This is a genomic window from Sulfitobacter sp. SK012, assembly GCF_003352085.1.
Classification (GTDB): domain Bacteria; phylum Pseudomonadota; class Alphaproteobacteria; order Rhodobacterales; family Rhodobacteraceae; genus Sulfitobacter.
Window position 1 is genome coordinate 1,907,162 of the sequence record NZ_CP025804.1, and the last position, 26,248, is coordinate 1,933,409.

A 26,248-nucleotide genomic window follows, 5' to 3' on the forward strand; every position below is an offset into this window, starting at 1 on the left:
TTACGGGCGACGGGATAAAGGCCGCAGGATCCGCAGATGAAAGATCGTGATCCCAGTTGTGGCCAGCACACAGATGCACAGAGCGATTTTTGACGTAGCCCCCATTGCGCCTTCGATCATCAGCGCGTGGACAACTGCGCCGATGACAACGGCCAGAGCCAGCAAATTATGTGTAATTTTCCAAGTGGTTGGCTTCAGTCGCAGCTTGTGGCGCGCGGCGACTAAAATCGCAGTTAGCACCACTGCCCACATCGAAACGACGCCATAGACGGAAAAGGGCGTCGGGGAGACCAAAAGGAGTGCATCAAGCGCATCTGGCGGGCTGGTTAGATAAAGGCCTCCGACGTGCACTGCCACGGCCGAAACCAACGCGATGCCGACCCATTTGTGCCAGCGGCGCAACACGGCTGGTCTGACGCCGGGCAGGTATCCCGCGGCGAGCAGGGGTTGGATCAAGAGCAGCGCCAGTGCTGTGATGCCCGCCATGCCGCCCGTGACATAGGCCGCAGACCGAGACGCGAGCAGCGGGTTCTGCGCTGCGACTAAGAAGGGGCCAATCATCGTAAACGCCATCACGGCCCAGACAAGCGTGCTTGCCCAGCGTGGCAAAGGGTCTTGGCGGCGGGGCAGGGCGTTAGGCCCGTTCTAGAATGAAATCGGCGCGCAAGCTGGTGTCACTGGCGCTTGGCATCACGGGGCGCAGGAAAACGGTTTGAAATGCGTCATCGTCATACGCCAAGTGGGCGTGCGGTTGACCAAAATTCGGAACGATCTGCTCCATCTCCAACCGGAAGCTGCCATCAGCCGCGGTGAGCACGCTACCGTGGTTGCTCGGTTCGCGCTCTCCGCCCCGTTTGGTTGCCGCCCAGATTTGGATGCGCACATTTGCCAGTGGTGCGCCGTCATCGGCGCGGCGCACGTTGCCCGACATTTCAAATCCTGAGCCAAGGTTGTCGACCAGTGGCGCGCCGGGGCTGTAGTTATTGCTTCCCCCGCGCATTGTCTGCGTGGGCGATAGTACGGTTTGCGCTGCGGCAGATGTGATCAAGCCGAGAGGATACGCTAGAGTGGCGGCTGCGCCACCGATAAGCATGCTTCGTCGATCGTAGGCGGGGATTCTCATCAAAGTATCTCCTGTTCGGGCTCAAAGGATCTTGTCTGGTCTAGCTTAGATAATAGGTCGGCGTGCATAGACCAGTCCACACATGTTTGTGAGGTAGGCTCTTTGGCAATAGGACCGCGTTCCGTCACAACAGCGCAGATACAGGCTCGGACCCCTCAAGCCCCATTTCGCGGCGCAAGCGCGCGCGGGCACGGGCGAGGCGCGACATGACGGTACCAACCGGGCAACCAACAGTGTGCGACAATTGCCGCGGACTTGTCTCGCCTTCCATAACAAGGCGCATCAGGCGGGCTTGATCCGGCGGCAGTCGGTTGATGGCATCGATGATCTGGCTGCATGCAAGCCGCGCTGTTCCGCTGTCAGGTGTGCTAGCGTTGTTCTCTTCCAGCTCTTGTGTGTCGTGACGGTCGCGCCAGCGTTGCCGCGCAAGGTTGTGCACAATGATCATGCCGTAATGCTCGGGGGCCGCGATCGGGGCGCGGTCCATGGCCTGTAGTAGGCGCAGACAGGTTTCCTGAACCAAATCTTCGGCTTCGGTGCGGGTTCTGGTCAGCCGCCGAGCACGGCGCCGCAAGCGGGGTAGAAAAACTTCAAGGGCGTTAGGTGTATGTTTGGGTGTCATGGTGATTTTCCTGTTGGGTCAGGCACCAACATTCAGAAAAAATCACAGTTCAACCAGAGGGGGAATTTCCGCCGATTGCCGCACACCCCTTTTTTGGGCGGTGGCTTGCCCAGCGGGTAAGGCGCAATCGGCGGGCTTTGGCGGGTGATACTTTGGGGGCGGACGCAAAGGGCATGAGGCGCATCTAACCCTCTGAGAGCCACACTGGCCCTCGGACGACAACTTAGATGATTAACTCAAGGAGATCACCATGACACATACAACCAAACTCGCGACGATCGTCATTACAGCCCTTTGCTTGCCGGCATTTGCGATGGGCCAAGGGGCGACGGAAATGGACGCTAATGGGGATGGCATGTTGAGCATGGCAGAGCTGCAAGCGGTCTATCCTGACATGACGGCAGACCAGTTTGCCACCGTTGACACCAACGCGGATGGATCGCTGGACGCCACCGAAGTGGCGGCGGCCACGGATGCTGGGCTTCTCCCCGCAGCGCCCACAGACGGCTAACGCTGGCTGCAGCTAAGGCCCGTTAGGACGTCTAGTTGCAGATTTGAGGCCCGGCTTTCCCCCGCCGGGCCTCATTTGTATTCAGATACTTACGCGGGAAGGTGAATGTTGAACTTCGCCCGTATCTCGGCATCAAGGTCTGCGGGAAAACGGGCTTCTGCGCGGGTGGCAAGGATCGCTTCTTTTCTGGCCGTTGCCCCAACAAGTAGATCAGGTTTTTCCATCTCAACCCATTCCTTGGGGGACATGCGGTTGCCCAAAGCAGGATAGACGTTGTCGCTTTGCATACGGCTTAGCGTCTCGTCGGTGCCAAGGTAATGTCCGGGACCGCCCATACAGACAGACGCAATTTGATCGACGGCAAGGGTTTCTTCGTTCACCTCGATCCCGCGCACACAGCGCATGGCCTGACCAATCAGATCGTCGCTAAGGATCAGCGATTCATGGCAGAAACCCAATAGCGAGGCATGCATCCCTGCAGCCTCATAGACCATGTTGAGCCCCGAAAGGCCCGCCATCACGTTGGAGCACATCTGCTCCCAACCCGCCTGCATATCTGGCATTTTGCTGTCAGCGATACCTGCAGCAGCCCCACCTGGTAGGTCGTAGAACTTGTGCATTTGCGCGCAGCCCGCTGTGAGCAGCGCTTGTTCGCCAGATCCACCCGTCATAGCACCAGTGCGTAGATCCAGATCAAACGGCCACGTGCCAAAAACCGCTGTGGCACCGGGTTTGATCGCGTTTACATAAACCAACCCAGCAAGGCATTCCGCGACCGCTTGCACAATGGCACCTGCGATGGTCGACGGAGCAGTAGCCCCTGACATGCCCGCAGACAGCAGCAAAACAGGCATGCCGTGTTTGATGCATTCCTCCATCACCAGACAGGATTCAGTGGCAAATTTCATTGGCGGCACAACAAAACAGTTGGAGTTGCTGACAAAAGGCCGCTCGCGCCATTTGTCTTCACCGCCTGCGATCATGTGCAGCATCTCGATTGCGGGGGCTACGTAGGCGGGGTCCGTAAAGGAGGTGCCGATGTGTTTGGTGGTGCCGCAAGTTGTGGCATAGATGCTGTTGATATCCATCTCGAAGTTATCGAAAATATCGCGGCAAACCATCGGGCGTTGGCAAAAATGCACATTGTCCAGCACGTCAACGATATGCGCTGCATCATGCAAATCTTGAACGGTGGATTCGCGGTAATGTCTGCCGTCCACATCGACCATATGCACGGCTGCGCCTGCCGTGCCGTAGTGAACGCGGTTGCCCCACAGCTCCAGATCATTTGCACCGTTGCGGCTGCATAGGGTTATGCTGCGGTTGGCGCGCGCGATTGTATCTTCGACCAATGCGCGGGGAAACCGGATGCGTCCGTCGTCGCCCTCAATGGCACCAGCTGCAGTTAGGTATGCCACGCCCGAGGGTGGTGCGTCGGCCAGCCCAATGCGTTCAAGCGCGTCAAGGGCGGCACTGTGGATTTGTGCCATATCGGTATCGCTGAGCGGGCGGTATGCGCCACCCTGCATACCGGGGCGGATTGGCCGGAGGTGATCGGCTAGGGGGGCTGCGCGGGCGGCACGGCGCGCGGCGCGGCCACCTGAGCGGCCAGGGGGAGAGATAGCGGAATGTTCGGTCATAAATAGAGGTCCATGGATTGCGGAAAAAGAGCAGGGTGGCGTTCAAACAACTAAGTCTGGCGCGCCCCGTGCTGCACGTCCGCGCTCCGCCCCAATGGTGCGGATGATCAGTGCTATCATACAAATACTGTGCTGCATGGCTCTGTCCTCTTTGCTAAGCCAAGGCTGGCAACGCAAGGTCCGCGGTTCTGTCCTATTTGCGACCTATGGTATGTTTGCGACATGAAATGCACATGGCCCAAAAAGGGGGCAGATCGCCCAATGGGGTGATTTTCGGCGCAAAATTTGCTTATCGCAACAGTTTGGACAGCAAATGCAAAATCCCACCCCTGTTGGCGTTTAGGCCTCGGGATGGGTTAGATCTTGTGGGGTGGGCAGAACCTGTGTGCCGCGCGAGGAAGAGGGCCGGTGTTAACCCGCACGCCCTTCTGCATATTTACACAGACGCTCCAACGCTGCGACAAAGCTGTCATCTGCGATGGTCATCGCCACACGCACATGGCCCGCTGCGGCATCTCCAAAGCTCTCGCCCGGCATCACTGCGATATGCTCTGCATCCAGCAGATCATTGGCGAAGTCTTCACCGCTAAGTCCAGTGCTGCGGATATCGAGCATCAGATACATCGCTCCTTGTGCCGGAACGAGCGACACGGCATTCTGTTTCGCAATAACCTCTTTTGCAAGTGCGCGGCGGCGCCGGAAGGGGGCGGCGATTTCTTCTTCCAGTTCGGCACCCTGTTCCAGCGCAAAAGCGGCGGCATCCTGAATGTAGCCCGGCACGCCGTAGGTCGTATTGGTGGCAAGATCAATTAGGTACGCAATGATGTCGGGTGGCCCAACAATCCAGCCACAGCGCGAGCCCGTCATGGCATGGGATTTTGACATTGATCCACAGACAAGTGTCCGCTCAGCCATACCGGGTAGGGCGCGGGGGCTGATATGTTGTCCCTCCCAAACCTGCGAGTCATAAACCTCGTCCGAGATGAGCCAAAGATCATGGTCAATGCAGACCTGCGCGATGCCGTCCATCGTGGCTTGGGAATAGACCACGCCGGTTGGGTTGTTGGGTGAGTTGATCAGCAGTGATTTTGCGCCCTCAGCGGCGGCAGCAATGTCACTGGCGCGGGGCTGAAAGGCGTCGTCGGCTCTGGTCGCAATACGCCGCGGCTGTGCCGAGACGCTGCGCAGGGTACCGGGGTAAGTCGCGTAATAGGGGTCTAGATACAGGGCCACATCACCGGGATCAGTGACGGCGACATGGGCAGCAAAGAGCGCCGATTGCCCCCCGGGCGTAATCAAAACGTTGTCGCGGGTGGTCGGCACGCCTGTACGGTCGGTATAGCGCGCAGCCACGATATCGCGTAGCTTGCTCGTTCCAGGTACGGAGGCATAGCCGGTGTGACCTGCCATCGCGGCGCGGTGCATCTCTTGCAAGATTGGCGCTGCAGTACGGATGTCATGCTCGCCAATTGTCAACTCGGTCACGGGAACACCGTCGGCGATCATATCACGTGCTTTGTTAAAGACGTCCCAGCCGTCTGAGCCGCCGCCAAGAAGTGTCGTGATACGCTGTGATGGTTTCATGTCGGTGCCTCCGTTACTGTTACTCGGCAGGGGCGCAGAGGACATCTGATTTGTCAATCAGGCTTGACCACCCCCGTGCCCACGCGCTACGCATTCCCCATGAACATGTCGATTTGCATTTGCTGTCCCATTACCTGCTGAGAGTTTTCTCGCGGGCCTGTTCATGTCGTTTTCATTCTGATTGATATGTGGCAAGCCCGCGCCAGAGTTGCGCGAGGAACCAACCCATGACGTCCCCAATGCCCACCCTACGACTGCACAACACCAAATCCCGCAAACGCGAGGATTTTGTGCCAATCGACGACCAAAACGTGCGGATGTATGTGTGCGGACCGACCGTCTATGACCGCGCCCACATCGGCAACGCGCGGCCGGTGATTGTGTTTGATGTGCTCTACCGGTTGTTGCGGCATGTGTATGGGCCGGATCATGTGACTTATGTGCGAAATTTCACGGATGTGGATGACCGCATCAACGAGACGGCGCAGAAACGCAAAGCGGCAGGGGCGCAGGGGAGCTTGGAAGAGCTGATCGCCAGCCGCGCGGATGAGACCATTGAGTGGTATCACGCCGATATGGATGCGCTAGGCGCGATGCGGCCAGATGATGAGCCACGCGCGACAGCGTATATTGCGCAGATGATCGCGATGATCGGGGTTCTGATCGACAAGGGCCATGCCTATGAAAAGGAAGGCCACGTGTTGTTTCGTGTGCGCTCAGATAGTTCATATGGCCAGCTTTCAGGGCGATCCGTTGACGATATGATTGCGGGTGCACGGGTCGAAGTGGCCCCGTTCAAAGAAGATCCCATGGATTTCGTACTGTGGAAGCCGTCGCCAGATGATTTGCCAGGGTGGGACAGCCCGTGGGGGCGCGGTCGGCCTGGGTGGCACATCGAATGTTCTGCCATGGCGGATGAGCTGCTGGGCAGTCACTTTGATATCCACGGTGGTGGCAATGACCTGCAGTTTCCACATCACGAAAATGAAATTGCACAGTCGCGTTGCGCGGGGCACGAATTTGCCAATGTCTGGCTGCACAACGAGATGCTGCAGGTCGAAGGTAGGAAAATGTCCAAGTCGCTTGGTAACTTCTTTACGGTACGTGACCTGTTGGACCAAGACGTGCCGGGCGAGGTGATCCGATTTGTGATGCTCAGCACGCATTACCGCAAGCCAATGGACTGGACGGAAAAGAAGCGGGCGGAGGCGGAGAAGACGCTGCGCAAGTGGTATGCCATTGCAGCCGATCAAGAAGAAGGCGTGCCGGACAGCAAGCTTTTGGGATTGCTCGCAGACGATCTGAATACTGCCGGTGCCATTACCCATCTTCATGAACTTGCCAACGCGGGCAAGGCCGCAAGCTTGCGCGCTGGGCTTCGCATGGTTGGTCTGATGGGGGATCTGGCACCTGAATGGGCCGCAAGGGCGCAGTTTGATCTGTCGGTCTACGAACTCCTTTTGAGTGAGGCGCGGATCACCGCGATGGAAACCAAGGATTTCACCCATGTGGACCGGATCAAAGGCAAACTGATGGAGGCCGGCGTCGAGGTGCAGATGAGCAAAACAGGCGTTGTGTTGATGCCAACCCCTGAGTTCGATGAAAGCAAGCTTGAGGCCGTCAAATGATCGCTCCTCAGGGTATGACCAATCTCGCAGAGCCTTGGCCAAATGGCACAGTCTGTAATCCAGCAAGGAGGGCCCACCCATGACCCGGACACGCCTTTGCATCTATGACACCACCCTGCGCGATGGGCAGCAAACCCAAGGCGTCCAGTTCTCAACGGATGAGAAAATGCAGATATCCGCGGCGCTTGATGCGCTGGGCGTGGATTACATCGAAGGCGGTTGGCCGGGGGCGAACCCAACGGACAATGCGTTTTTTGATGCAGCCCCCAAGACACGTGCCGCGATGACAGCATTTGGCATGACCAAACGGGTAGGGATTTCGGCGGAAAATGACGACGTACTGGCCGCGGTTCTGAATGCGGGGACCAAATCCGTCTGTCTGGTTGGCAAGACCCATGAGTTCCACGTGACAACGGCGCTTGGGATCACGCTGGACGAAAACCTCGACAATATCGCCCGGTCTTTTGCACATCTTGTGGCCCAAGGGCGTGAGGCACTGTTTGACGCTGAGCATTTCTTTGACGGCTACCGTGCCAATCCTGAATATGCGCTCAAAGCGATCCATGCCGCGTTTGACGCAGGCGCACGTTGGATTGTGCTGTGTGACACCAATGGCGGTACCTTGCCTGCCGAAGTGTCGCGTGTGACGGCGCAGGTTATCGCAAGCGGCATTCCGGGTGACCGTTTGGGCATTCACACGCATGACGACACTGAAAACGCGGTTGCCTGTTCGCTGGCGGCTGTGGATGCGGGTGCGCGGCAAATCCAAGGCACATTGAATGGCTTAGGTGAGCGGTGTGGCAATGCAAACCTGACCACGCTGATCCCGATTTTGCTGCTCAAAGAACCCTATGCCAGCCAGTTTGAGATAGGCGTCAGCCTTGAGGCGCTCAAGACACTGACCCAGACCAGTCGGATGTTGGATGAAATCCTCAACCGCGTGCCGATGAAGCAGGCCGCGTTTGTTGGATCTTCGGCCTTTGCGCATAAGGCGGGGTTGCACGCGAGTGCGATCCTCAAGGACCCATCGACCTACGAGCATATCGAGCCAAGTATTGTTGGTAACGCGCGCATCATTCCGATGTCCAATCAGGCTGGCCAGTCCAATCTGCGGCGTCGTTTGGCCAGTGCCGGTCTGTCCGTGGAAAAGGGTGATCCGGCGCTGGGCCGCATCCTAGAAGACGTAAAAGCCCGAGAGGCTGAGGGATATTCCTACGACACGGCCCAAGCGAGCTTTGAGTTGTTGGCCCGCACTGCTTTGGGACGGATGCCTGAGTTATTTGAGGTCAAACGCTACCGAGTGACGGTTGAGCGGCGCAAAAACAAATACGACCAGATGGTCAGCCTGTCTGAGGCGGTGGTTGTGGTCAAAGTTGACGGCGAAAAGCGGCAGTCGGTGTCTGAAAGCATGGACGCGCTGGGCTGTGACCGGGGGCCGGTGAATGCCCTTTCCAAGGCGTTGGCCAAGGATTTGGGGCAGTATTCAGCACATCTTGAAGACATGCGCTTGGTGGATTTCAAAGTCCGCATCACCCAAGGCGGAACTGAGGCTGTGACCCGCGTCATCATCGACAGCGAAGATGCGCTTGGCCACCGTTGGTCGACCGTAGGGGTCAGCGCAAACATAGTGGATGCGAGTTTTGAGGCGCTGCTAGACGCGATCCGTTGGAAGCTGATCCGCGACACAGGAGGGGCGGCAACATGAGTTTTGATCCCGAGGCGTTTTTCACCCTGCACAGGGATTTGTCGCGCGAAGGACCGGGCGAGCCTGCGGATGTTGCGTGGGCAGCGGCTCTGGCCAAGCTTAGCCCAAAGGCTGTTGTGGGCGATGTGGCCTGCGGTCCAGGAGGGGACATTGCGGCATTGTTGGATGCGGCCCCTCAGGGCCATGTCACGGCGCTTGATAAGACACCGCATTTTGTGGATACGGCCCGAAACGCGTGGCGCGGCGACGACCGTGTTACGGTTTTGCGAGCAGACATGGCGCGGGTGGCAAACCAATATGACATGATCTGGTGCGCTGGTGCTGTCTATTTCCTTGGGGTTACTCAGGCCTTGCAAGCGTGGCGCAAATCATTGACCAAAAGCGGCGTGATCGCGTTCAGTGAGCCGTGTTGGTTTACCGATGATCGCTCGGCGGAAGCACAGGCAAACTGGGCCGAATATCCAGCGATGACCGATACGGCGGGTATTGCCGCTAAGGTTGAAGCGGCAGGGTATGAGATGCTGGGCACCCGTGCGCTGTCTGATGCGGCGTGGGAGGCCTATTATAGCCCGGTAGATGCGCGGATCGCGATGTTGCGCGGAACCGGCGACGCGGCTCTTGAAACTGTTCTGGATGAGGCCGAAGCAGAAGCGGCTTGCTGGCGCGCCAACCGCGCGAGTTTTGGCTACTTGCTTTGTGTGGTGCGCCCCGCGTGAGTTTTGACGCCGATCTAAATGCCTGCGCTGCTCTTGTTGAAAAGGGCGATCCATTGCGCTTTCGGTGCGCGATGGCAGCCCCCTTGGCGGCGCGGCGGGTTCTGTTTCCGCTTTATGCCTTTAACGTTGAAGTCGCACGCGCCCCGTGGGTCACGCAAGAACCGATGATCGCAGAAATGCGCCTGCAATGGTGGCGTGATGCCTTGGAGGAAATTGCCGAGGGCGGGACTGTTCGTCGCCACGAGGTAACGACGCCCTTGGCCGCAGTGCTAAGCCCTGATTTGGCCAAGATGTTGGATGCATTGGTGGCCTCGCGACGTTTTGATATCTACCGGGACCCGTTCGAGGATGAGGTGCATTTTGAGCGCTTCGTGAATGAGACTTCGGGGCATTTGATGTGGGCAGGCGCGTCGTTGCTGGGCCACGCAGATGAGGCGACAGTTCGAAACGCGGCCTATGCGGCTGGGATTGCAAACTGGTTGCGCGCGATCCTGCAGCTGGAAAAAGCGGGCCGTGTGCCGCTTTTGGACGGAACGGCGGCTGGCGTTCGGGCGCTGGCTCAGGACGCATTGAACCGGCTTGGGACGGCACGGTCCGCGCGGCGCAGTATTTCAAGCGATGCCGCACCGGCAATTCTGCCCGCAGCAGCAGCGGGGCCGGTGCTAAGAGCCGCAGTGGCAAATCCAAACTGTGTCGCAGATGGGTTGCTGCCAGAACCGGGCCTTGGGTTTACGCTGCGCGCAGCCCTTCGGCGCTGGTAGATACCTTAAGCGAGAGCGGCACGCCGTTCGTGCAGGGTTAACCAGATCAACGACCCGCCGGCGAGGATCAAAAACGGCACCATCGCATAGTTCACCGCAGCCCATCCTTCGACGGCATTGCCACCTGAACAGTTCATCAGACCGCCAGATGCGAGCGATGCCACCGTCACACCACCAAAGACCAACAGATCGTTCAGCCCTTGCATGCGCCCGCGCTCGTGTGGGGCGTGGGCACCAGCCAGCATGGTCGTCGCACCGATAAAGCCAAAGTTCCAACCAAGGCCCAGCAGGATCAGCGCGAAAAAGAAGTTGGGAAGGGCGACGCCCATCAGGGCAACCATACCAGCGGCCGCCAAGATCGCGATACCAATCCCCATAATCCGCTCGACCCCGAAGCGCGCAATAAGGTGCCCGGTGAAGAATGACGGTGCGAACATTGCCAGCACGTGGCCCGTCACCACATCGGCCGCAACGGATTTATCAAAGCCGCACCCAACAACGGCCAGCGGCGTTGAGGTCATAACCAAATTCATCAACGCATAGCTGACCATGGCGCAGATGACGGCGACTGCGATGCGCGGGGTCTTCAAAAGCTCTAACCGGCTGCGCCCCTTGGGTGCGTCATGTTGTGGGACGGGTGGTTTGGGAATGTCGATAAAAACAAACAGCAAGCTGCCGATGACGTTTAAGGCGATTACCGCGATATATGTCCCCAAGAACGGGATCACGTATGCGTCGGCGGTAAATTTGACCAGTTGTGGACCCAGAATGGCGGATATTAATCCACCGGCCATTACATAAGATATCGCCTTGGGCCGGAACGTCTCGGATGCGGTATCAGAGGCGGCAAACCGGTAAAATCCCTGCGCTGACATATAGATACCCGTCAGCAGGCTGCCCAATAAGAAGATTGGGAAGGACGCCACATAGAGGCCATATGCACCAACCGCGCCCCCCAAAGCACCGCCTGTCGCGCCGATGATAAATCCAACGCGCCGTCCGTAGCGCTGCATGATCGCAGAGACCGGCGTGGCGGCCAGCATGGATCCGATGACGATCATCGTAATTGGCATGGTCGCAAAACAGATGTTGGCCGCAAGCGATTGCCCAGCAAGGCCCCCAACCACAAAGATCATCGGCATTTGACTGCCCAGAAACGCCTGTGCGGCGACCAATACAAAAACGTTGCGCTTTGCGCGTGCGTCATCGGATTCAATCTGCTGCACTGGGTCGGTCATTTTGGTGGTCCTTTGCCTGTGCGGTATGGCTAGACCTCGCGGCGGGGGGGAGCAAGCCCCCTTGCGCATACGCGCGGGCGAGATAAGCATGGTGACATGAGTAAGGTCCGATCCCTGATGTTGATGGCTGGCAGTGCTGAGGCCAACCTCCTTGCTGAGGCGCTGGTTTCACTACCGATCACAACCCGTTCTATCATGTCAGAACCACCGCGGGGCCTGCGCGCTCCTGCGATTGAGCCTGAGGTCAAACAGTTTTCTGATGTGGACGAAATGGTTGGCTATTTGGCAAAGGCCGGAAGTGACGCGGTGCTGGACGCAAGCCACGGGTTTGATGGGACAATGACGTCGCTGGGGTTTTTGGCCGCAAAAAAGCTGGGGCTGCCGTTTTTGCGGATTGATCGTCCGGGTTGGCCGCTTCCCGAAATTCCGCGCGGGCGCAGTGCCGTGGACGTGGCTGCTGCGATGTCACTGATTGCGCCGGGCACACGGGTGTTTTCGGCGACTGGATGGGAAAGCCTTCCCCAGTATAAGGGATTTCCGGGAGAGACCTTGTTGCTGCGACAGACCCGACAAGAGGACCGCGCGCCGCCATTCAGTTTTGTAGAGCCCGTCTTTGGCATTCCGCCATTTACGGTGGACAGCGAAGTGCAGCTTTTTGAAGGAATGGGCGTTGATCTGCTGATCTGTCGCAATCTGGGCGGCCGCGCGAGCCGCCCCAAGGTGGATGCGGCGATCAAGCTGGGATTGGATGTTATCCTCATCGATCGGCCAGTATCGCCACCCGATATGCTGAGTGTGGATAGCGTTAGGGCTGCGCTCGACTGGGTTGGTGCCCTGTGAACTCGCGGATCATCACGTGTGTTGCTGATGTGGCCGAAGGGGCCGCATGGTTGGCCCGGGCGCAGCCGCGCTTTGAATATGCGATGTCGCTGATGGGGCCGCTGCCCTTGCGGTTACGCGGCGATGGTTTCGCCACCGTGCTTCATGCCATCATGGGGCAGCAGGTTTCGGTCGCCTCAGCCAACGCGATCTGGGCGCGGATGCTGGCGCTGGGGATGGACACGCCCGTTGGGGTTATTACGGCAGGCGAGGACGGTCTGCGTGCTGCGGGATTGAGCCGTCAAAAGATCCGTTATGCCTTGGCGCTGGCTGACGCGGGCATCGATTATGTCGCTTTGCGCGAGCAACCTGATGCAGATGTCATTGCGACGCTGACCCAAGTTCCGGGCGTTGGGCAATGGACGGCGCAAATTTATGCGATGTTTGGATTGGGCCGCGCGGATGTGTTCGCACCCGGCGATTTGGCCCTCCAAGAAGCAACCCGGATCTTATTTGAGTTACCAGAACGACCAACACCCCGGGTGCTGGCTGTGATGGCTCAAGACTGGTCGCCGTGGCGGGCAGTTGCAGCGCGGCTTTTGTTTACGTACTACCGAGTAGCAAAAGACAGGGAAGGGATCACATGACACGGATTTTAAACGCAGAACAGCGTGCGCCGCTTTCGGGAGAAACACGATCAGTCGTGGTATTCTTACATGGCTACGGCGCAAATGGTGCGGACCTTTTAGGTCTTGCCGATCCGCTGGCGGAGCACCTGCCGGACACGCTTTTTGTGGCCCCTGATGCGCCAGAAGCCTGTGCTGGCGCGCCGATGGGATTTCAGTGGTTCCCAATCCCGTGGATAGACAATTCATCCGAAGAAGAGTCTGCGCGCGGCATGGCGTATGCGGTGGATGATCTAAATGCGTTTCTTGATGCGTTGATGGTAGATAATGATGTGCTGCCCGAGCAGGTCGTGCTTTTTGGATTTTCCCAAGGCTCGATGATGGCGCTGCATGTGGCCCCGCGCCGCGAAGATCCGGTGGCGGGCATTGTTGCATTTTCGGGCCGCCTTTTGTCGCCAGAGACCCTGGCGGATGACGTTGTAAGCCGCCCGCCGGTTTTGCTAGTGCACGGCGACGAAGACGATGTCGTGCCGCCACAATCGTTGCCCCAAGCGGCAGAAGCGCTACAAGAGGCCGGGTGGAAAGATGTCTTTGCCCACGTGATGAAAGGGACCGGTCATGGCATAGCGCCTGATGGCCTTTCGGTAGCGCTGGCCTTTATGCGCGACAAACTAGGACTGTAGGTTCCGGTCGGTCCACGCACCTCGTTTACGTTTATGCGCGATATCTTGTGGTTAAGCTTTGGGTTGCCAGAGTAAAACCACGAGATATAGTCGGATAAATGGGCAAGGGACGACACCGGATATGCACGGCGACTTCAGAACCGAATTCACGCGCCAACCTGGTGCGCTAAAGCATCGACCTGCATTGGTGCTAAACGCGGATTACCGTCCGCTTAGTTACTATCCGCTGTCGCTGTGGCCTTGGCAGGATGCGATCAAGGCCAAGTGGCTCGACCGGGTGGATATCGTTGCTGAATACGATGACTGCGTGCACAGCCCGTCACGGACAATCCGAATACCGTCGGTTGTTGTGCTCAAAGACTATGTGAAACCTCAAAAGCGCGTGGCCTTCACGCGCTTTAATTTATTTCTGCGCGATGAATTTTGTTGCCAGTACTGTGGTGCGCGCGGTGATCTGACGTTTGATCATGTGGTGCCACGGGCCGCTGGTGGGGTGACCAGTTGGCAGAACGTCGTTGCCGCGTGCAGCCCGTGTAACCTGCGCAAAGGATCTAAGGCGTTGCACCAAACGGGGTATTCATTGCGCAAGCCGCCGCGCCAGCCCGGTGCCGAAGAACTGCGCAATATGGGTCGCAAGTTCCCACCGGGCCACCTTCATGAAAGCTGGATGGACTTCCTGTATTGGGACGCAGAACTGCAGGCATGACGCTGTTGACGCGCTCCGTGTGGATCCTGTCCTACAGCCGTCGTTAAAGCGCCAATTCCACCCAAACCGGAACATGGTCTGAAGGCTTTTCGCGTGCTCGGATGTCTTTGTCGATCTGGCAATCGCGCAAAAGATCGGCGGTTTGCGGGCACAGCAGAAAATGGTCGATGCGAATGCCGTTGTTTCGGTTCCACGCCCCGGCTTGATAATCCCAAAAACTGTAATGACCTGGCCCCTGATGCCGCGCGCGGAATGCTTCGGTTAGGCCAAGATTGAGCAGCTCACGCCATTTCTCACGCGATTCCGGACGAAAGAGCGCGTCCTCGCGCCAGCTGTCAGGGGTGGCTGCATCTTCGGCCTGAGGGATAATGTTGAAATCACCCGTCATCAGGAAGGGTGTTTCTTCGGCCAGCAATGCGGCCGCACGGTCGCGCAGGCGGTCCATCCACGCCAACTTGTAGTCGTATTTTGGGCCCGGCACCGGGTTGCCGTTGGGCAGGTACAATCCGCACAGGCGCACGGCATGAGCTTCGCCCACCACAGTTGCTTCGATATAGCGGGCTTGTTCGTCTTCTGGGTCACCGGGCAAGCCCCGGGTGACGTCCTCGAGTGGCAATTTCGACAAGATCGCTACGCCGTTGAATGACTTTTGCCCGTGGGTTTCGACGTTATAGCCGCGCTCTTCAAAAACCTCGCGGGGAAACCCTTCGTCGACTGATTTGATCTCCTGCAGCAGCACGACATCGGGGGATGCTTCGTCCAACCAAGTGGGCAGGGCGTCGATGCGGGCTTTGATGCCGTTGATGTTGAAGGTCGCGATCTTCATGGCGGGCTCCTTTTGCGGTCTGTTTGCTATCGCTGATCGGGTCGGTTTGGGCAAGGGCGGTGACTTTGGGAGAATCACTTTATTGGTTAACAAAAGAACAATATTCCCGCATGAAGGGAAATTTAAGTCGAGATTTCTGTTTAGCTCCGAATTAGTGGGGCTGTGGATAAAAAATTTCTGCCGTTAACCATTCCCAATCTTCTTGCTCGGCCGCCACGGATTGGACGGCGCAGTTGATGTGGATAAGTCCCGAAATTTCCGAGGGTGTCAAAATTTCTTGTTGGCAGATCGCCTTTAACGGGCAAGCGTTGATCCATCTGCAACTATAAATAGAACACTGAAAAGGATGACCCCAATGACAGCACTTGCACAGCGTATCGAAGCACACGAGATTTTTGGCGACGACATGTTCACAGGCCACGGCACCGAGCTTTTCTCTTCGGGCTCAGCTCCAGCGGCGGGCGACACACTGATGGGGGACGCAACTGAACTGTTTTCCTCTGGTTCTACGCCAGCAATGACCACTGAAATGCTAACAGGCGACGGAACCGCGCTGTTTACCACCAGCTGCATCACGGCGGATGCATCATCGATGGCGGGCGACAAAGTTGAGATGTTTACCACCAGCTGCGTGACCGCAGATGCATCATCGATTGCTGGCGATAAAGTCGAGATGTTTACCACCAGCTGCATTGATGCAGGCACCTCGTCGGATGGCGGTGATCAAGTCGCTCTGTTCACCACCAGCTGCTGAACAATCTTTGAGGCGGCGCTATGCGCGAATTGTAACAATGAGGATCAAAATATGTCCAATGTGGTTTCCCTTCGCGATATGCGCCGCCCCGAACCTCGGCCGCGTCTGCCTGCACTGGTAGAGGCGTTCGCCGCACACCGTCGCGCTGGCGATGATGTGTTCTGGCTCAAGGAAAATGCTGAATTTCTAGGAATACTGGCCTGTAGCGGGGCCAAGCTGCCGGACGGTGCGCTTGCTCCGTTCGATACCTTTTACGAACAAATCGAAAAGCGGCTGCGGTTTTTTCCGCAATACTACCGGTTCTTAGTTTCTGTGTGCCTCGACCTCGAAGATCTGGGGATGGGCGGCAACAAGGCATCAGCGCTTTGTACCTGGGCGGCCCAAGCTGGACTTGCTGACGCGGAGCTGTCCGATCTGCAACGCGCAGAAGCGCGCAGGCTTTTTGCGCGGCGCGGCATTGAAGTGGTCGATGACGGGTTAACGGAGCGCTTGCACAGCTTTATGAACCGCACGGATACGTTTGTAATGCCCAACAAAAAGGCAGCCTATGAGTTGACCCATATTGTCTTTTACCTAAGTGAATATGGTGCGCGGGATCCGGGCCTTGATGCATCTGCAATCACCAGCCTCGAATACGCTGGCTTGCTTGCCTATCTTGATCAAAACATGGATCTTTTGGCCGAAGTCTGTGTGGCGCTGCGCTTTGCGGGGCGTGTTCCTTCTGCGATTTGGGAGGCTTCTGTCGAGGCGTCCGTGGCCCACGCAACCATTACACCAGCAGGACCTGACACAGTCCCTGATACCTACCACGAATATCTGGTGGGCAATTGGGCGCTTCGGGTCGCGGGCCATGACGGTTTCGAGCAGGCCGTTCCCGAAGGCCGAGTGCAGTTTAACGGCCTTGGCTCAGGAACGGGGGCATTGCGCCCCATGTCAGAATGCATGTTTGAACTTGATGACGCGCGCAATGGCGATTGGGACCGGATGCGCCCCCATGTTGAGCTATACCTTGGCCCAACAAGCAGTGCGATCCTAAGTGGCGCAGAGCAATCAACCGACAAATTCGAAGCGTTTTTTGCGGGTTTTGCGCGGGCCGGAACCGCGCTGGCCTAAGCAGCAGCCAAAGGCCCAATTACATGGAAAAGGACGTCCCGCAGCCGCACGATGACGTGGCATTGGGGTTCTCGATCACAAACCGGGCGCCGATCAGCTCTTCGGTGAAATCAATCGTCGCATTGGCCAGAAAGGGCAGGGAGATCGCGTCGACCACAACCTGCTGGCCGTCGCCTTCTAGGATCAGGTCGTCATCCTTTGGGGCATCAAGCACGATTTCATACTGAAAACCTGAACATCCGCCCCCATCAACGGCAACGCGCAGGGCTTTACCATCCTCAGCAGCACCAATCTCAGAGAGACGTGCGAAGGCGCGGGGGGTCACTTGAGGTGGTAGGTTCATGATCAGGCTCCGGTACACGGGGAGTGGGTCGGTTTGCATCCCACGATACCTTATATATAGAAAGCTAAGGACAGGCCACAAGGACCCCAGCCCATGCGCGCAATTTTTGCCTGTGATCCAGCAACAGCTATGGCGCGTTGCGTCCCCGAAGAGGAAAGCACCTTTCGGTCGTGTTATCAGCGGGATCGCGACAGAATTATCCACGCCTCAGCGTTTCGGCGGCTCAAGCACAAAACGCAGGTATTTGTGGAACATGAGGGCGATTATTACCGCACCCGGCTGACCCATTCCATCGAAGTGGCACAAGTTGCGCGTACAATTGCAGGGGCACTGAACCTGAATGGCGAGCTGACCGAAGCCGTGGCTTTGGCGCATGATTTGGGTCACACCCCCTTTGGTCACACGGGCGAAGACGCCCTGCATGCACTGATGGCCCCTTACGGTGGGTTTGATCACAACGCACAGGCCATTCGCATTGTCACATCGCTTGAGCGGCACTACGCAGATTTTGATGGGCTGAACCTGACGTGGGACACGTTGGAAGGGATCGCGAAACATAACGGGCCTGTGGTTGGCGATCTGCCCTATGCGCTTGCTGAATATGACGCTGTGCATGATTTAGAACTACATACCCATGCATCTGCCGAAGCGCAGGTTGCCGCATTGTCCGACGATATTGCCTATAACAACCACGATCTGCATGACGGTTTGCGCGCAGGGCTGTTTACCGAAGATGACATTGCTGAGTTGCCGCTGGTGCGCGCAGCTTACGCCGAAGTGGACCGCCTTTACCCCGACACCGATCCTTACCGTCGCCGCCACGAGGCATTGCGCCGGGTGTTCGGTGTGATGGTTGCTGATGTCATCGAGACGTCTCGGGGTTTGTTGGCAAACTCAAATGCTACGTCTGCCGCTGATATACGCCATCTTGGTCGGCCGGTTATTCGGTTCTCGGACAGTTTGTGGCGCGATTTGCGCGAAATTCGGGCGTTTTTGTTTACCCGCATGTACCGAGCGCCCGTGGTTATGGAAAAACGCGCTGAGGTCACGCAGGTGGTCGAGGATTTATTCCCGCTCTTTCTGGCCCAACCCGATTTACTGCCGCGTCATTGGGCGCGTAGCATTGCCGCTGCGGGCAACGACCGCACGGCGCTGGCGCGTATGGTGGCGGATTATATTGCCGGGATGACGGACCGATTTGCGCTGCAAGAGCACGCCCGACTGGTGCCTGCGCGCTGAGGCCCGTTTTTCAAACGCTGAAAGTCTGTTAACGTACGACAACAGCAACGATGGGGGTGTTGTGGGGCTCATTCACGAATTTACTGGCCGCAGAGTGGTCATTGCAGGGGCGTGCCAGACGCCTGGGCCAATCTGTGCGCAGCGTTTGGCCAAGGCACGCGCACGCGTTGTTGCACTTGATCAAAACGCGGCTGGCCTCAGTGACGTGGTCGCAGGCTCTAGCGCCCGGATTGAATCGTTGATGCTGGGCGCAGATGTGCCCGCAGCCTTGCGCCGGATTGGTCAAAGCTGGGCCAAGACCCCGCTGCACGGCGTTTTGAACCTGTTACCTTTGGCGCACCCTAGGGAAATTGATGCCCAGATCACCAGACTTACCGCTCTGACGCGGGCTTTTGCACAGGGGCTAGAGGCGGGCGAGGGGGCGTTGGTCACGCTGGCTACGCACCCAACCGATCCGTTTGATTTAAGAGCTGCCGCAATGGGCCCTGCTTTGGGGGCAGCGCATCAGGCCCTGGCCAAGGTTTTGGCCCTGCGCGGTGTGCAGATCAATCTGGTTATCGCGCCACAAGATGATCCAGAACGAGGGCTTGCTGCTGCATTGAGCCTTTTGTGCCGCGAGGCAAAAGATTTAACAGGCCAAATCATTCATATCGCGGCCAAGTAGCCGCGTTGATTGACCTGAGCCGCAAAGCTGGTACATGCACGGATACACCATGAAAGCACCTAATACATGAACCTTTTCGCCGATATCCGCACCCTTGTTCTGTCCGCCCTTGATACAATGGTCAGCGATGGCCGTTTGCCGTCGGGCTTAAAGTTTGATGCCGTCACGGTGGAGCCGCCGCGCGACACGGCGCATGGCGATATGTCGACAAATGCAGCGATGGTGTTGGCAAAGCCCGCGGGGCTTAAGCCGCGCGATATTGCCGAAGCTCTGGCGGCGTTGCTGATGGCTGATCCGCGGGTGATCAGCGCTGATGTGGCCGGGCCGGGGTTTTTGAACCTGCGTTTGGACGCGCCACAATGGCAAGGCGTCGCGGGCGCAGTGCTGGCTGCTGGTACGGATTTTGGCCGCTCAGATCTGGGGCAGGGTGCAAAGGTTAACGTCGAATATGTTTCTGCCAACCCAACGGGGCCATTGCATGTGGGCCATACACGCGGCGCGGTTTTTGGCGATGCATTGGCGTCACTGCTGGATTTCGTGGGCTTTGAGGTCACGCGGGAATATTACGTCAATGACGGCGGCGCGCAGGTCGATGTGCTCGCGCGGTCCGTGTACCTGCGTTATCTTGAGGCGCATGGCAAAGAGGTCGCGTTTGAGGATGGCACGTACCCAGGCGATTATCTGATCCCGGTCGGTGAAGCGTTGAAAGCCAAGGTCGGGGATGCGTATCTGGGTGCAGATGAAGACGTCTGGCTTGCGGATGTGCGCAGCTATTCGATTGATGCGATGATGCAGTTGATCAAGGCGGATCTGGCGCTTTTGAACATCTCGATGGATCTGTTTACCAGCGAGCTTGAGATGTATGAGGGCAACCAGATTAACGCCGCGATTGAGTTGTTGGATGCCAAGGGCCTGATCTACCAGGGCACGCTGGAGCCGCCCAAGGGCAAGTTGCCCGAAGATTGGGAAGCCCGCGAACAGATGTTGTTTAAATCCACGGATTTTGGCGATGACGTTGACCGCCCCGTCAAGAAATCTGACGGTTCTTGGACTTACTTTGCACCCGATATTGCCTATCATTACAACAAGGTAAACCGCGGCTTTGATGCGTTAATTGACATCTTTGGCGCGGATCACGGTGGCTATGTCAAGCGGATGAAGGCGGCCACCTCAGCGCTCTCAGATGGCAAAGTGCCGCTCGATATCAAGCTGACGCAGTTGGTGAAGCTTTATAAAAACGGTGAGCCGTTCAAAATGTCCAAACGCGCAGGCACCTTCGTGACTTTGCGTGATGTGGTCGAACAAGTTGGCTGTGACGTGACGCGGTTTGTGATGCTGACCCGCAAGAACGATGCGCCGCTTGATTTTGATTTCGACAAGGTGCTGGAGCAGTCTCGCGATAACCCGGTGTTTTACGTTCAATACGCCCATGCGCGTGTGGCCTCTGTGCTGCGCAAAGCTGCCGAGGCGGGCATTGCTGTTGATGATGCGACATTGGCGGCTGCGGACCTTAGCAAGCTTGATCACGATGCTGAAATTGGAGTTCTGCGAAAGCTGGCTGAATGGCCGCGTCTGGTCGAAACAGCCGCGCGCAGCAACGAGCCGCACCGCGTTGCGTTCTATCTCTATGAGCTGGCGGGCGATCTGCACGGTCTTTGGAACCGGGGCAATGATGACACGTCGTTGCGGTTCATTCAGGAAGACGCACATCAGACGTCTCAATCAAAAATCGCCCTTGCGCGGTCCGTCGCGATTGTAATTGCAGCCGGTCTGGGTATTCTGGGCGTAGAGCCGGCGCAAGAGATGCGCTAGCAGCATCGCACCGGCACCTACAGGCGACGACATAGATACTGGCAACCAAACGATCAGACCCGCACGGCAATGTACCAACGCGGGCAGCGAGGCAGAGATGGCAGATTACACTTCCTCCCCCGAGGACGGGGGCCAAATGGCGTATTACCGCGCGCAAGGCACTTCAACAGAGCCGCGTAGTGGTTTGACAACGCTTACGAATACAGCGGGCGCACTTGTGTCGCTGGCATTGATCGCAGGCATTGGTGTTTGGGGCTACAAGATCTTTGTACGCGATGTCAGTGGCATTCCAGTTGTCCGGGCGGCAGAGGGAGAAATGCGCATCCTCCCCGATAATCCGGGCGGTCAATTGGCACAGCATCAAGGGCTGTCGGTGAACGAAGTGGCCTCGGTTGGGGCCTCTAGCACACCGGTCGAAGAGCTACGGCTTGCCCCAAAACCGATTGAGCTTTCTGACGAAGACCAACCTATGGAGACCGAAGTGGTTGCCGATGCGCCACAGGCTGTTGCCGAAGAAACCCAAGCAGAGGCCGTAGCGGTCGATGTAGCGGCAGCACTTCAGGCGGGCACCGTGGACGATTTGGTCGCACAGCTGACGAGGGGCGTCGCGCCTTTGGAAGAAATAAAAAGCGAAGAAACTGCACCTGAAGTAACCCCTGTTTTGGCGAGCGTCGCGGCTGAAGTGCCGGCGGTAATTGTTACTGGCCCTGGTCCGCGCAGCTCATTGCGGCCGCGCAACCGCCCAGCTGCTGATGTGATCCAAGCGTCTTTGCAGGTTCCGGCGGATGTGTCGTCGGAATCGGCAGAAATCGATATCTCGACCTTGCCAGCTGGCACGCGACTTGTGCAATTGGGGGCCTTCGACAGCCCCGAGATCGCGCGCGAACAATGGGTCGTGTTGCAGCGAAAATTTTCGGCTTATCTGGGTGACAAACAACGCATCGTTCAGCAAGCAACCAGCGGCGGACGCACGTTTTACCGCCTCCGGGCCCATGGGTTTTCTGACATCTCGGATGCGCGGCGGTTTTGCTCTGCTTTGACGGCACAAAACGCCGATTGTATTCCGGTTGTGACGCGGTGACAGACCAGCGCTTTGGCGCGACGATACTGGATGCAGCGGAACTGCGTCTGAGCGTTGAAGAAAAGGCGCTGTTTCGGGATGTGAACCCGTTTGGCTTTATCCTTTTTGCCCGCAATATCGACAACCCAGATCAGGTTCGCGCGCTATGCGATGATTTTCGCGATTGTGTGGGACACAATGCCCCGATTACGATCGACCAAGAAGGTGGGCGTGTTCAACGTCTGCGCGCGCCGGTTTGGCGCGAATGGTTTCCGCCCCTCGAGTTTGTTGACGCTGCAGGTGGGCAGGCCACGCGCGCGATGTACCTGCGTTACCGGCTGATTGCAGATGAGCTTTTTGAGTTGGGCATTGATAGCAACTGCGCGCCGATGGTTGACGTAGCTGGTCCTCAAACTCATGATTTCCTGCGCAACCGCTGCTATGGCAACGATGCAATGCAAGTGGCGGCCCTTGGTCGTGCTGCCGCCGATGGCATGCTGGCCGGTGGTGTGTTGCCCGTGGTCAAGCATATCCCGGGACACGGGCGCGCCACGGCAGACAGTCACTTTGACCTGCCGCGTGTTTCGGCTCCGCGTGCGGATTTGGATGCGGTTGATTTCGCGCCCTTTAAGGCGCTTGCCGACCTGCCGATGGGGATGACCGCGCATCTGGTTTACGACGCGATTGATGAGGCTCCTGCAACGCTGTCAAAGCCGGTGATGCAGGTGATCCGCGAAGATATTGGTTTCGATAACCTGATCATGACCGATGACATTTCAATGAAAGCGCTCGAAGGCACGCTCACTGACCTGTCGCGCGGTGCGTTAGAGGCTGGGTGTGATGTAATCTTGCATTGCAACGGCACGCTGGCAGAGCGCGCCGAAGTCGCCGTTGCCGCCGGAGAGATGACCGATGCCGCGCAAACCCGCGCGCTGCGGGCGCTTGATGCACGCCGTACCCCTGATGATATTGACATTCCCGCCCTCCAGAGCGAGCTTGAAGCGCTTTTGGGCGGGGCATTGCATGGCTGATACCACTTTCGAAGAAGACACTGTTTCGGTTGCGGATCGCCTTGCGGCCGAAGCGCTGATTATTGATGTCGATGGTTTTGAGGGGCCGCTTGACCTACTGCTCACGCTCAGTCGTACGCAAAAGGTCGATCTGCGCAAAATCTCAGTCCTGCAACTTGCGCGCCAATATTTGGCCTTTGTCGAACAGGCCAAGGCGCTGCGCTTAGAACTGGCGGCGGATTACCTGGTGATGGCAGCGTGGCTCGCGTTCCTTAAATCCCGACTGTTATTGCCGCCTGATCCCACAGAAGATGGCCCATCAGGCGAGGAGCTTGCCGCGCATTTGGCGTTTCAATTGGAGCGGTTGGCCGCGATGCGCGATGTTGCGGCGCGACTTATGGCGCGTGACCAATTGGGTCGTGATTTCTTTGCCCGCGGTCAAACCTTTGAGGTGCAGCGCGTGCGCAAAGTGACCTATACCGCGACGCTTTTGGATCTGATGCAGGGATATGCGCGCATTCGGACACGCGATGATTTTCGACCCTTTGTGCTGGATCGAGAATCTATATTTACAATGGAACAAGCGCTTGAACGGATGCGTGGTCTGATTGGCTTTGCTGGCGATTGGGGTGATCTGATGAGCTATCTGCCTGAAGGTTGGGAAGCCGATCCGGTGCGGCGTCGCTCTGCTACGGCATCGACCTTTGCGGCCTCGCTCGAATTGGTAAAAGAAGGCCATCTGGAAATACGTCAGGCCGAGAGTTTCGCGCCGATCCAGTTGCGTAAGAAGGATTAGGTGCGTGTCAGAAGACATTGAAGAAAAAGAAGAAAGCCTATTTGAGGCTCCTCCCATGGCCGAACAAGAGCGCATGTTAGAAGCGGTGCTGTTTGCCACGTCTGAGCCGATCACGTTGCGTGAACTCGAAGCGCGGATGCCACATGGTTGCGATGCCGGAGAGGCGATGGTGTATGTGCGCCGTCGCTATGAAGGGCGCGGTGTTCATGTGATGAAGGTCGGGGATGCCTACGCCATGCGCACCGCCGCGGATCTGGGGTTTCTGATGCAAAAGGAAACCGTAGAGATCCGCAAGCTGAGCCGGGCGGCAATCGAGACATTGGCGATTATCGCCTACCACCAGCCTGTCACCCGTGCAGAAATCGAGGAAATTCGCGGCGTGTCGGTGTCTCGGGGGACCGTGGACCAGTTGCTCGAGATGGAATGGATCCGCTTTGGTCGCCGCAAGATGACGCCGGGCCGTCCTGTGACGTTTGTGGTAACGCAGACATTCCTTGATCACTTCGGGCTTGAGAATGCACGCGATCTGCCGGGCCTCAAAGAGCTGCGCTCTGCTGGGTTGTTGGAAAACCGTCCACTGCCATCGAGCTCGCCGCTGTTGGGTGATGGTGATGATGAGGAAGAAACCGAAGAAGGCCAGAGCGAGCTTTTCGAAGATTGACCTGAAAATCGCCTCATTTCATGCTATATTGGTGGCTGAGGCAGTTAAAAAGGCAGAACAATGAACCAGTTGATCAACATGATCACGAGGCTCTTGATGCGCAAGCTGGTGAGCAAAGGGATCGACGCAGGCTTTAACAAAGCGTCGCAGCTCGGGCGTGGTCAAGAGATGCCAGCAGGCGAAATCGACGATTTTGGCAACCCGGTGAAGACGCAAAAGCAAGTTCGTGCAGAACGCCGTGCACGCAGGCAGGCGCAGGGTCAGTCCGGAAACGGCGGACAACAAGCCAAACAGGCGATGAAGGTTATGCGTCGAACCTCACGATTTTAAGCTGCTTTAAAGTGCTTTGACAGCTTAAGACCCTGTCCTTGGTAATTGGATGCAATGCCAACGCCGTAAAGCTGCGTTGGTGCCTCTGCCATGCGTTCATAGACCAATCGTCCAACAATTTGCCCGTGCTCTAGAACAAATGGGGCCTCATGGCAGCGAACTTCCAATACGCCGCGTGATCCCGCACCGCCTGCGGCTTCGAAACCGAAGCCGGGATCAAAGAATCCCGCGTAATGCACGCGGAATTCACCAACCATCGCGAGGTAGGGTGCCATTTCTGCAGCGTAGTTTGGCGGGATCGTCACAGCTTCGCGGCTGACAAGAATGTAAAATGCACCGGGGTCCAGAATGATCTGGCCGTTGTCACTGTGGACTTCTTCCCAATATTCGGCAGGCGCATAATACCCAATATTATCGAGATCAATAACGCCCGTGTGGGGTTTGGCACGGTAACCGACCAGCGTTGTGCCGGGCAGGCGTAGATCGACAGAAAACCCCAGACCGTCGTCGATAACAGCGTCACCATTCACCAGCGGAACTTCGGCATGCAAGGCCCGCAACGCGTCGTCATTAAGCACTGCATCGCCTGAACCAAAGCGGATTTGGTTCAACCGCATGCCAGGGCGCACCAGAACAGAAAAAGAGCGCGGGCAAATCTCGGCATAAAGTGGGCCGTGATAACCATCCGCAACACGGTCAAATTCCGTACCGCCATCGGTGATCATACGGGTCAGCAGATCAAGTCGACCGGTTGAACTCTTGGCATTGGCGACCGCAGTTACGCCCTTGGGCAACGCGAGGTGTTCCATAAGCGGCACGACATAGACGCAGCCTTTCTCCAGAACGGCACCAGAGGTAAGATCAACGCGGTGCATCTCGAACTCTGCCAGGCGGTCCTCAACGCGGGCACCGTGCCCAGCTAGAAAAGACGCGCGAACGCGGTAAGCCACTGTGCCCAGACGTAGATCAAGGCTTGCGGGTTGGATTTGAGCATCCGTTACAGGCGGCGTTGCGCTGATCTGTCCAGAGGCGATCATCGTGCTGAGCTGTTGGTTGGGGATCACACCGGCCATGGCCACCTCGTAGATATGCAAAACGCCCGTGCGGCGGGGGCACGGGCGTTTTTGATATGTCGGTTGGTCGGGCTAGCAGGACTCGAACCTGCGACCTTCCGTCCCCCAGACGGACGCGCTACCAGACTGCGCCATAGCCCGACATGAGCCGTTTCATAGCGAAATTGGGGCAGCGTGCAAGGGCCAATTGCCAAACTGAGCAACG

General features: G+C 57.6%; 28 protein-coding genes and 1 tRNA gene. 19 read left to right on the plus strand and 10 right to left on the minus strand.

The features are described 5' to 3' along the window. From C1J03_RS09220 to C1J03_RS09230, 3 genes are all read right to left on the minus strand, one after another. Entirely contained in the window at window positions 1-561 is a 561-nt protein-coding gene (locus tag C1J03_RS09220) for a ferric reductase-like transmembrane domain-containing protein (RefSeq protein WP_254694228.1), read from the minus strand. A gap of 73 nt (window positions 562-634) precedes the next feature. Then, window positions 635-1,123, minus strand: coding sequence for a twin-arginine translocation pathway signal (locus C1J03_RS09225; RefSeq protein WP_114885819.1), 489 nt, complete (start codon window positions 1,121-1,123; stop codon window positions 635-637). Window positions 1,124-1,247: 124 nt separating this feature from the next. Then, window positions 1,248-1,745: an RNA polymerase sigma factor gene (locus C1J03_RS09230; RefSeq protein ID WP_114885821.1), complete on the minus strand. Its 498-nt coding sequence runs from the start codon at window positions 1,743-1,745 to the stop codon at window positions 1,248-1,250. 250 nt (window positions 1,746-1,995) lie between these two features. Between C1J03_RS09230 and C1J03_RS09235 the strand changes: the two genes are divergently transcribed. Then, window positions 1,996-2,256, plus strand: coding sequence for a hypothetical protein (locus C1J03_RS09235; RefSeq protein ID WP_114885823.1), 261 nt, complete (start codon window positions 1,996-1,998; stop codon window positions 2,254-2,256). Between the two features lie 89 nt (window positions 2,257-2,345). On the opposite strand, the gene C1J03_RS09240 is transcribed toward C1J03_RS09235, so the two are convergent. Both C1J03_RS09240 and C1J03_RS09245 read right to left on the minus strand, forming a co-directional pair. Further along, window positions 2,346-3,896, minus strand: a complete 1,551-nt coding sequence (locus tag C1J03_RS09240) for a trimethylamine methyltransferase family protein (protein WP_114885825.1) — start codon at window positions 3,894-3,896, stop codon at window positions 2,346-2,348. Window positions 3,897-4,307: 411 nt separating this feature from the next. After that, window positions 4,308-5,480: a pyridoxal phosphate-dependent aminotransferase gene (locus tag C1J03_RS09245; protein WP_114885827.1), complete on the minus strand. Its 1,173-nt coding sequence runs from the start codon at window positions 5,478-5,480 to the stop codon at window positions 4,308-4,310. 227 nt (window positions 5,481-5,707) lie between these two features. Here C1J03_RS09245 and cysS point away from each other — a divergent pair, with 227 nt between their 5' ends. From cysS to C1J03_RS09265, 4 genes are all read left to right on the plus strand, one after another. Further along, entirely contained in the window at window positions 5,708-7,108 is a 1,401-nt protein-coding gene (cysS, locus tag C1J03_RS09250) for a cysteine--tRNA ligase (protein ID WP_254694229.1), read from the plus strand. 79 nt (window positions 7,109-7,187) lie between these two features. Next, on the plus strand, window positions 7,188-8,813 hold the full coding sequence (gene cimA, locus C1J03_RS09255; protein WP_114885832.1) for a citramalate synthase: 1,626 nt from the start codon (window positions 7,188-7,190) through the stop codon (window positions 8,811-8,813). Beyond that, on the plus strand, window positions 8,810-9,529 hold the full coding sequence (locus tag C1J03_RS09260; protein ID WP_114885834.1) for a class I SAM-dependent methyltransferase: 720 nt from the start codon (window positions 8,810-8,812) through the stop codon (window positions 9,527-9,529). The genes cimA and C1J03_RS09260 overlap by 4 nt, the downstream gene beginning before the upstream one ends. After that, on the plus strand, window positions 9,526-10,290 hold the full coding sequence (locus C1J03_RS09265) for a squalene/phytoene synthase family protein (protein WP_114888939.1): 765 nt from the start codon (window positions 9,526-9,528) through the stop codon (window positions 10,288-10,290). Before C1J03_RS09260 ends, C1J03_RS09265 begins: the two co-directional genes overlap by 4 nt. A gap of 5 nt (window positions 10,291-10,295) precedes the next feature. On the opposite strand, the gene C1J03_RS09270 is transcribed toward C1J03_RS09265, so the two are convergent. Then, complete coding sequence (locus tag C1J03_RS09270; protein WP_114885836.1) at window positions 10,296-11,528, minus strand: MFS transporter; 1,233 nt, start codon at window positions 11,526-11,528, stop codon at window positions 10,296-10,298. A gap of 96 nt (window positions 11,529-11,624) precedes the next feature. Here C1J03_RS09270 and C1J03_RS09275 point away from each other — a divergent pair, with 96 nt between their 5' ends. The 4 genes from C1J03_RS09275 (at window position 11,625) to C1J03_RS09290 (ending at window position 14,362) form a co-directional block, all read left to right on the plus strand. Further along, window positions 11,625-12,368 carry a precorrin-6A/cobalt-precorrin-6A reductase gene (locus C1J03_RS09275; protein WP_114885838.1) on the plus strand — a complete coding sequence of 248 codons (744 nt, stop codon included), beginning with the start codon at window positions 11,625-11,627 and terminating at the stop codon, window positions 12,366-12,368. After that, window positions 12,365-12,994 carry a DNA-3-methyladenine glycosylase family protein gene (locus tag C1J03_RS09280; RefSeq protein ID WP_254694230.1) on the plus strand — a complete coding sequence of 210 codons (630 nt, stop codon included), beginning with the start codon at window positions 12,365-12,367 and terminating at the stop codon, window positions 12,992-12,994. Before C1J03_RS09275 ends, C1J03_RS09280 begins: the two co-directional genes overlap by 4 nt. Continuing rightward, window positions 12,991-13,656: an alpha/beta hydrolase gene (locus C1J03_RS09285; RefSeq protein WP_114885840.1), complete on the plus strand. Its 666-nt coding sequence runs from the start codon at window positions 12,991-12,993 to the stop codon at window positions 13,654-13,656. Before C1J03_RS09280 ends, C1J03_RS09285 begins: the two co-directional genes overlap by 4 nt. A gap of 121 nt (window positions 13,657-13,777) precedes the next feature. Continuing rightward, window positions 13,778-14,362, plus strand: coding sequence for an HNH endonuclease (locus tag C1J03_RS09290; protein WP_114885842.1), 585 nt, complete (start codon window positions 13,778-13,780; stop codon window positions 14,360-14,362). Window positions 14,363-14,405: 43 nt separating this feature from the next. On the opposite strand, the gene xth is transcribed toward C1J03_RS09290, so the two are convergent. After that, window positions 14,406-15,188 carry an exodeoxyribonuclease III gene (xth, locus tag C1J03_RS09295; RefSeq protein WP_114885844.1) on the minus strand — a complete coding sequence of 261 codons (783 nt, stop codon included), beginning with the start codon at window positions 15,186-15,188 and terminating at the stop codon, window positions 14,406-14,408. A gap of 355 nt (window positions 15,189-15,543) precedes the next feature. On the opposite strand from xth, the gene C1J03_RS09305 reads away from it, so the two are divergent. Together C1J03_RS09305 and C1J03_RS09310 are read left to right on the plus strand one after the other, a co-directional pair. Then, complete coding sequence (locus C1J03_RS09305; protein WP_114885849.1) at window positions 15,544-15,942, plus strand: DUF6749 family protein; 399 nt, start codon at window positions 15,544-15,546, stop codon at window positions 15,940-15,942. Window positions 15,943-15,993: 51 nt separating this feature from the next. After that, window positions 15,994-17,055 (plus strand): DUF6902 family protein, encoded by a 1,062-nt coding sequence (locus C1J03_RS09310; protein ID WP_114885850.1) that lies wholly within the window; start codon window positions 15,994-15,996, stop codon window positions 17,053-17,055. 19 nt (window positions 17,056-17,074) lie between these two features. Here C1J03_RS09310 and C1J03_RS09315 read toward each other — a convergent pair whose 3' ends face one another. Then, window positions 17,075-17,398, minus strand: coding sequence for a HesB/IscA family protein (locus C1J03_RS09315; RefSeq protein ID WP_114885853.1), 324 nt, complete (start codon window positions 17,396-17,398; stop codon window positions 17,075-17,077). Window positions 17,399-17,491: 93 nt separating this feature from the next. On the opposite strand from C1J03_RS09315, the gene C1J03_RS09320 reads away from it, so the two are divergent. The 8 genes from C1J03_RS09320 to C1J03_RS09355 all read left to right on the plus strand — a co-directional run bounded on the left by C1J03_RS09320 (window position 17,492) and on the right by C1J03_RS09355 (window position 24,970). Then, window positions 17,492-18,637 (plus strand): deoxyguanosinetriphosphate triphosphohydrolase, encoded by a 1,146-nt coding sequence (locus C1J03_RS09320; RefSeq protein ID WP_114885856.1) that lies wholly within the window; start codon window positions 17,492-17,494, stop codon window positions 18,635-18,637. A 61-nt stretch (window positions 18,638-18,698) separates the two neighbouring features. Further along, complete coding sequence (locus C1J03_RS09325) at window positions 18,699-19,301, plus strand: hypothetical protein (protein WP_162798485.1); 603 nt, start codon at window positions 18,699-18,701, stop codon at window positions 19,299-19,301. A 66-nt stretch (window positions 19,302-19,367) separates the two neighbouring features. Then, window positions 19,368-21,113 carry an arginine--tRNA ligase gene (gene argS, locus C1J03_RS09330; RefSeq protein ID WP_114885860.1) on the plus strand — a complete coding sequence of 582 codons (1,746 nt, stop codon included), beginning with the start codon at window positions 19,368-19,370 and terminating at the stop codon, window positions 21,111-21,113. A 97-nt stretch (window positions 21,114-21,210) separates the two neighbouring features. Further along, window positions 21,211-22,194, plus strand: coding sequence for an SPOR domain-containing protein (locus C1J03_RS09335; protein WP_254694231.1), 984 nt, complete (start codon window positions 21,211-21,213; stop codon window positions 22,192-22,194). Next, window positions 22,191-23,204: a glycoside hydrolase family 3 N-terminal domain-containing protein gene (locus C1J03_RS09340; protein ID WP_254694232.1), complete on the plus strand. Its 1,014-nt coding sequence runs from the start codon at window positions 22,191-22,193 to the stop codon at window positions 23,202-23,204. The genes C1J03_RS09335 and C1J03_RS09340 overlap by 4 nt, the downstream gene beginning before the upstream one ends. Further along, on the plus strand, window positions 23,197-23,979 hold the full coding sequence (locus C1J03_RS09345; RefSeq protein ID WP_114885866.1) for a segregation and condensation protein A: 783 nt from the start codon (window positions 23,197-23,199) through the stop codon (window positions 23,977-23,979). Before C1J03_RS09340 ends, C1J03_RS09345 begins: the two co-directional genes overlap by 8 nt. A gap of 55 nt (window positions 23,980-24,034) precedes the next feature. Beyond that, window positions 24,035-24,640, plus strand: coding sequence for an SMC-Scp complex subunit ScpB (gene scpB, locus C1J03_RS09350; protein WP_441351135.1), 606 nt, complete (start codon window positions 24,035-24,037; stop codon window positions 24,638-24,640). A 60-nt stretch (window positions 24,641-24,700) separates the two neighbouring features. Next, window positions 24,701-24,970 carry a hypothetical protein gene (locus tag C1J03_RS09355; protein WP_114885870.1) on the plus strand — a complete coding sequence of 90 codons (270 nt, stop codon included), beginning with the start codon at window positions 24,701-24,703 and terminating at the stop codon, window positions 24,968-24,970. Here the strand turns inward: C1J03_RS09355 and C1J03_RS09360 are convergent. Together C1J03_RS09360 and C1J03_RS09365 are read right to left on the minus strand one after the other, a co-directional pair. Further along, window positions 24,967-26,043 carry a 2'-deoxycytidine 5'-triphosphate deaminase gene (locus C1J03_RS09360; protein WP_114885872.1) on the minus strand — a complete coding sequence of 359 codons (1,077 nt, stop codon included), beginning with the start codon at window positions 26,041-26,043 and terminating at the stop codon, window positions 24,967-24,969. The two genes, C1J03_RS09355 and C1J03_RS09360, sit on opposite strands and share 4 nt — an antisense overlap. A gap of 64 nt (window positions 26,044-26,107) precedes the next feature. Continuing rightward, a tRNA-Pro gene (locus C1J03_RS09365) sits at window positions 26,108-26,184 on the minus strand. Window positions 26,185-26,248: the final 64 nt, after the last annotated feature.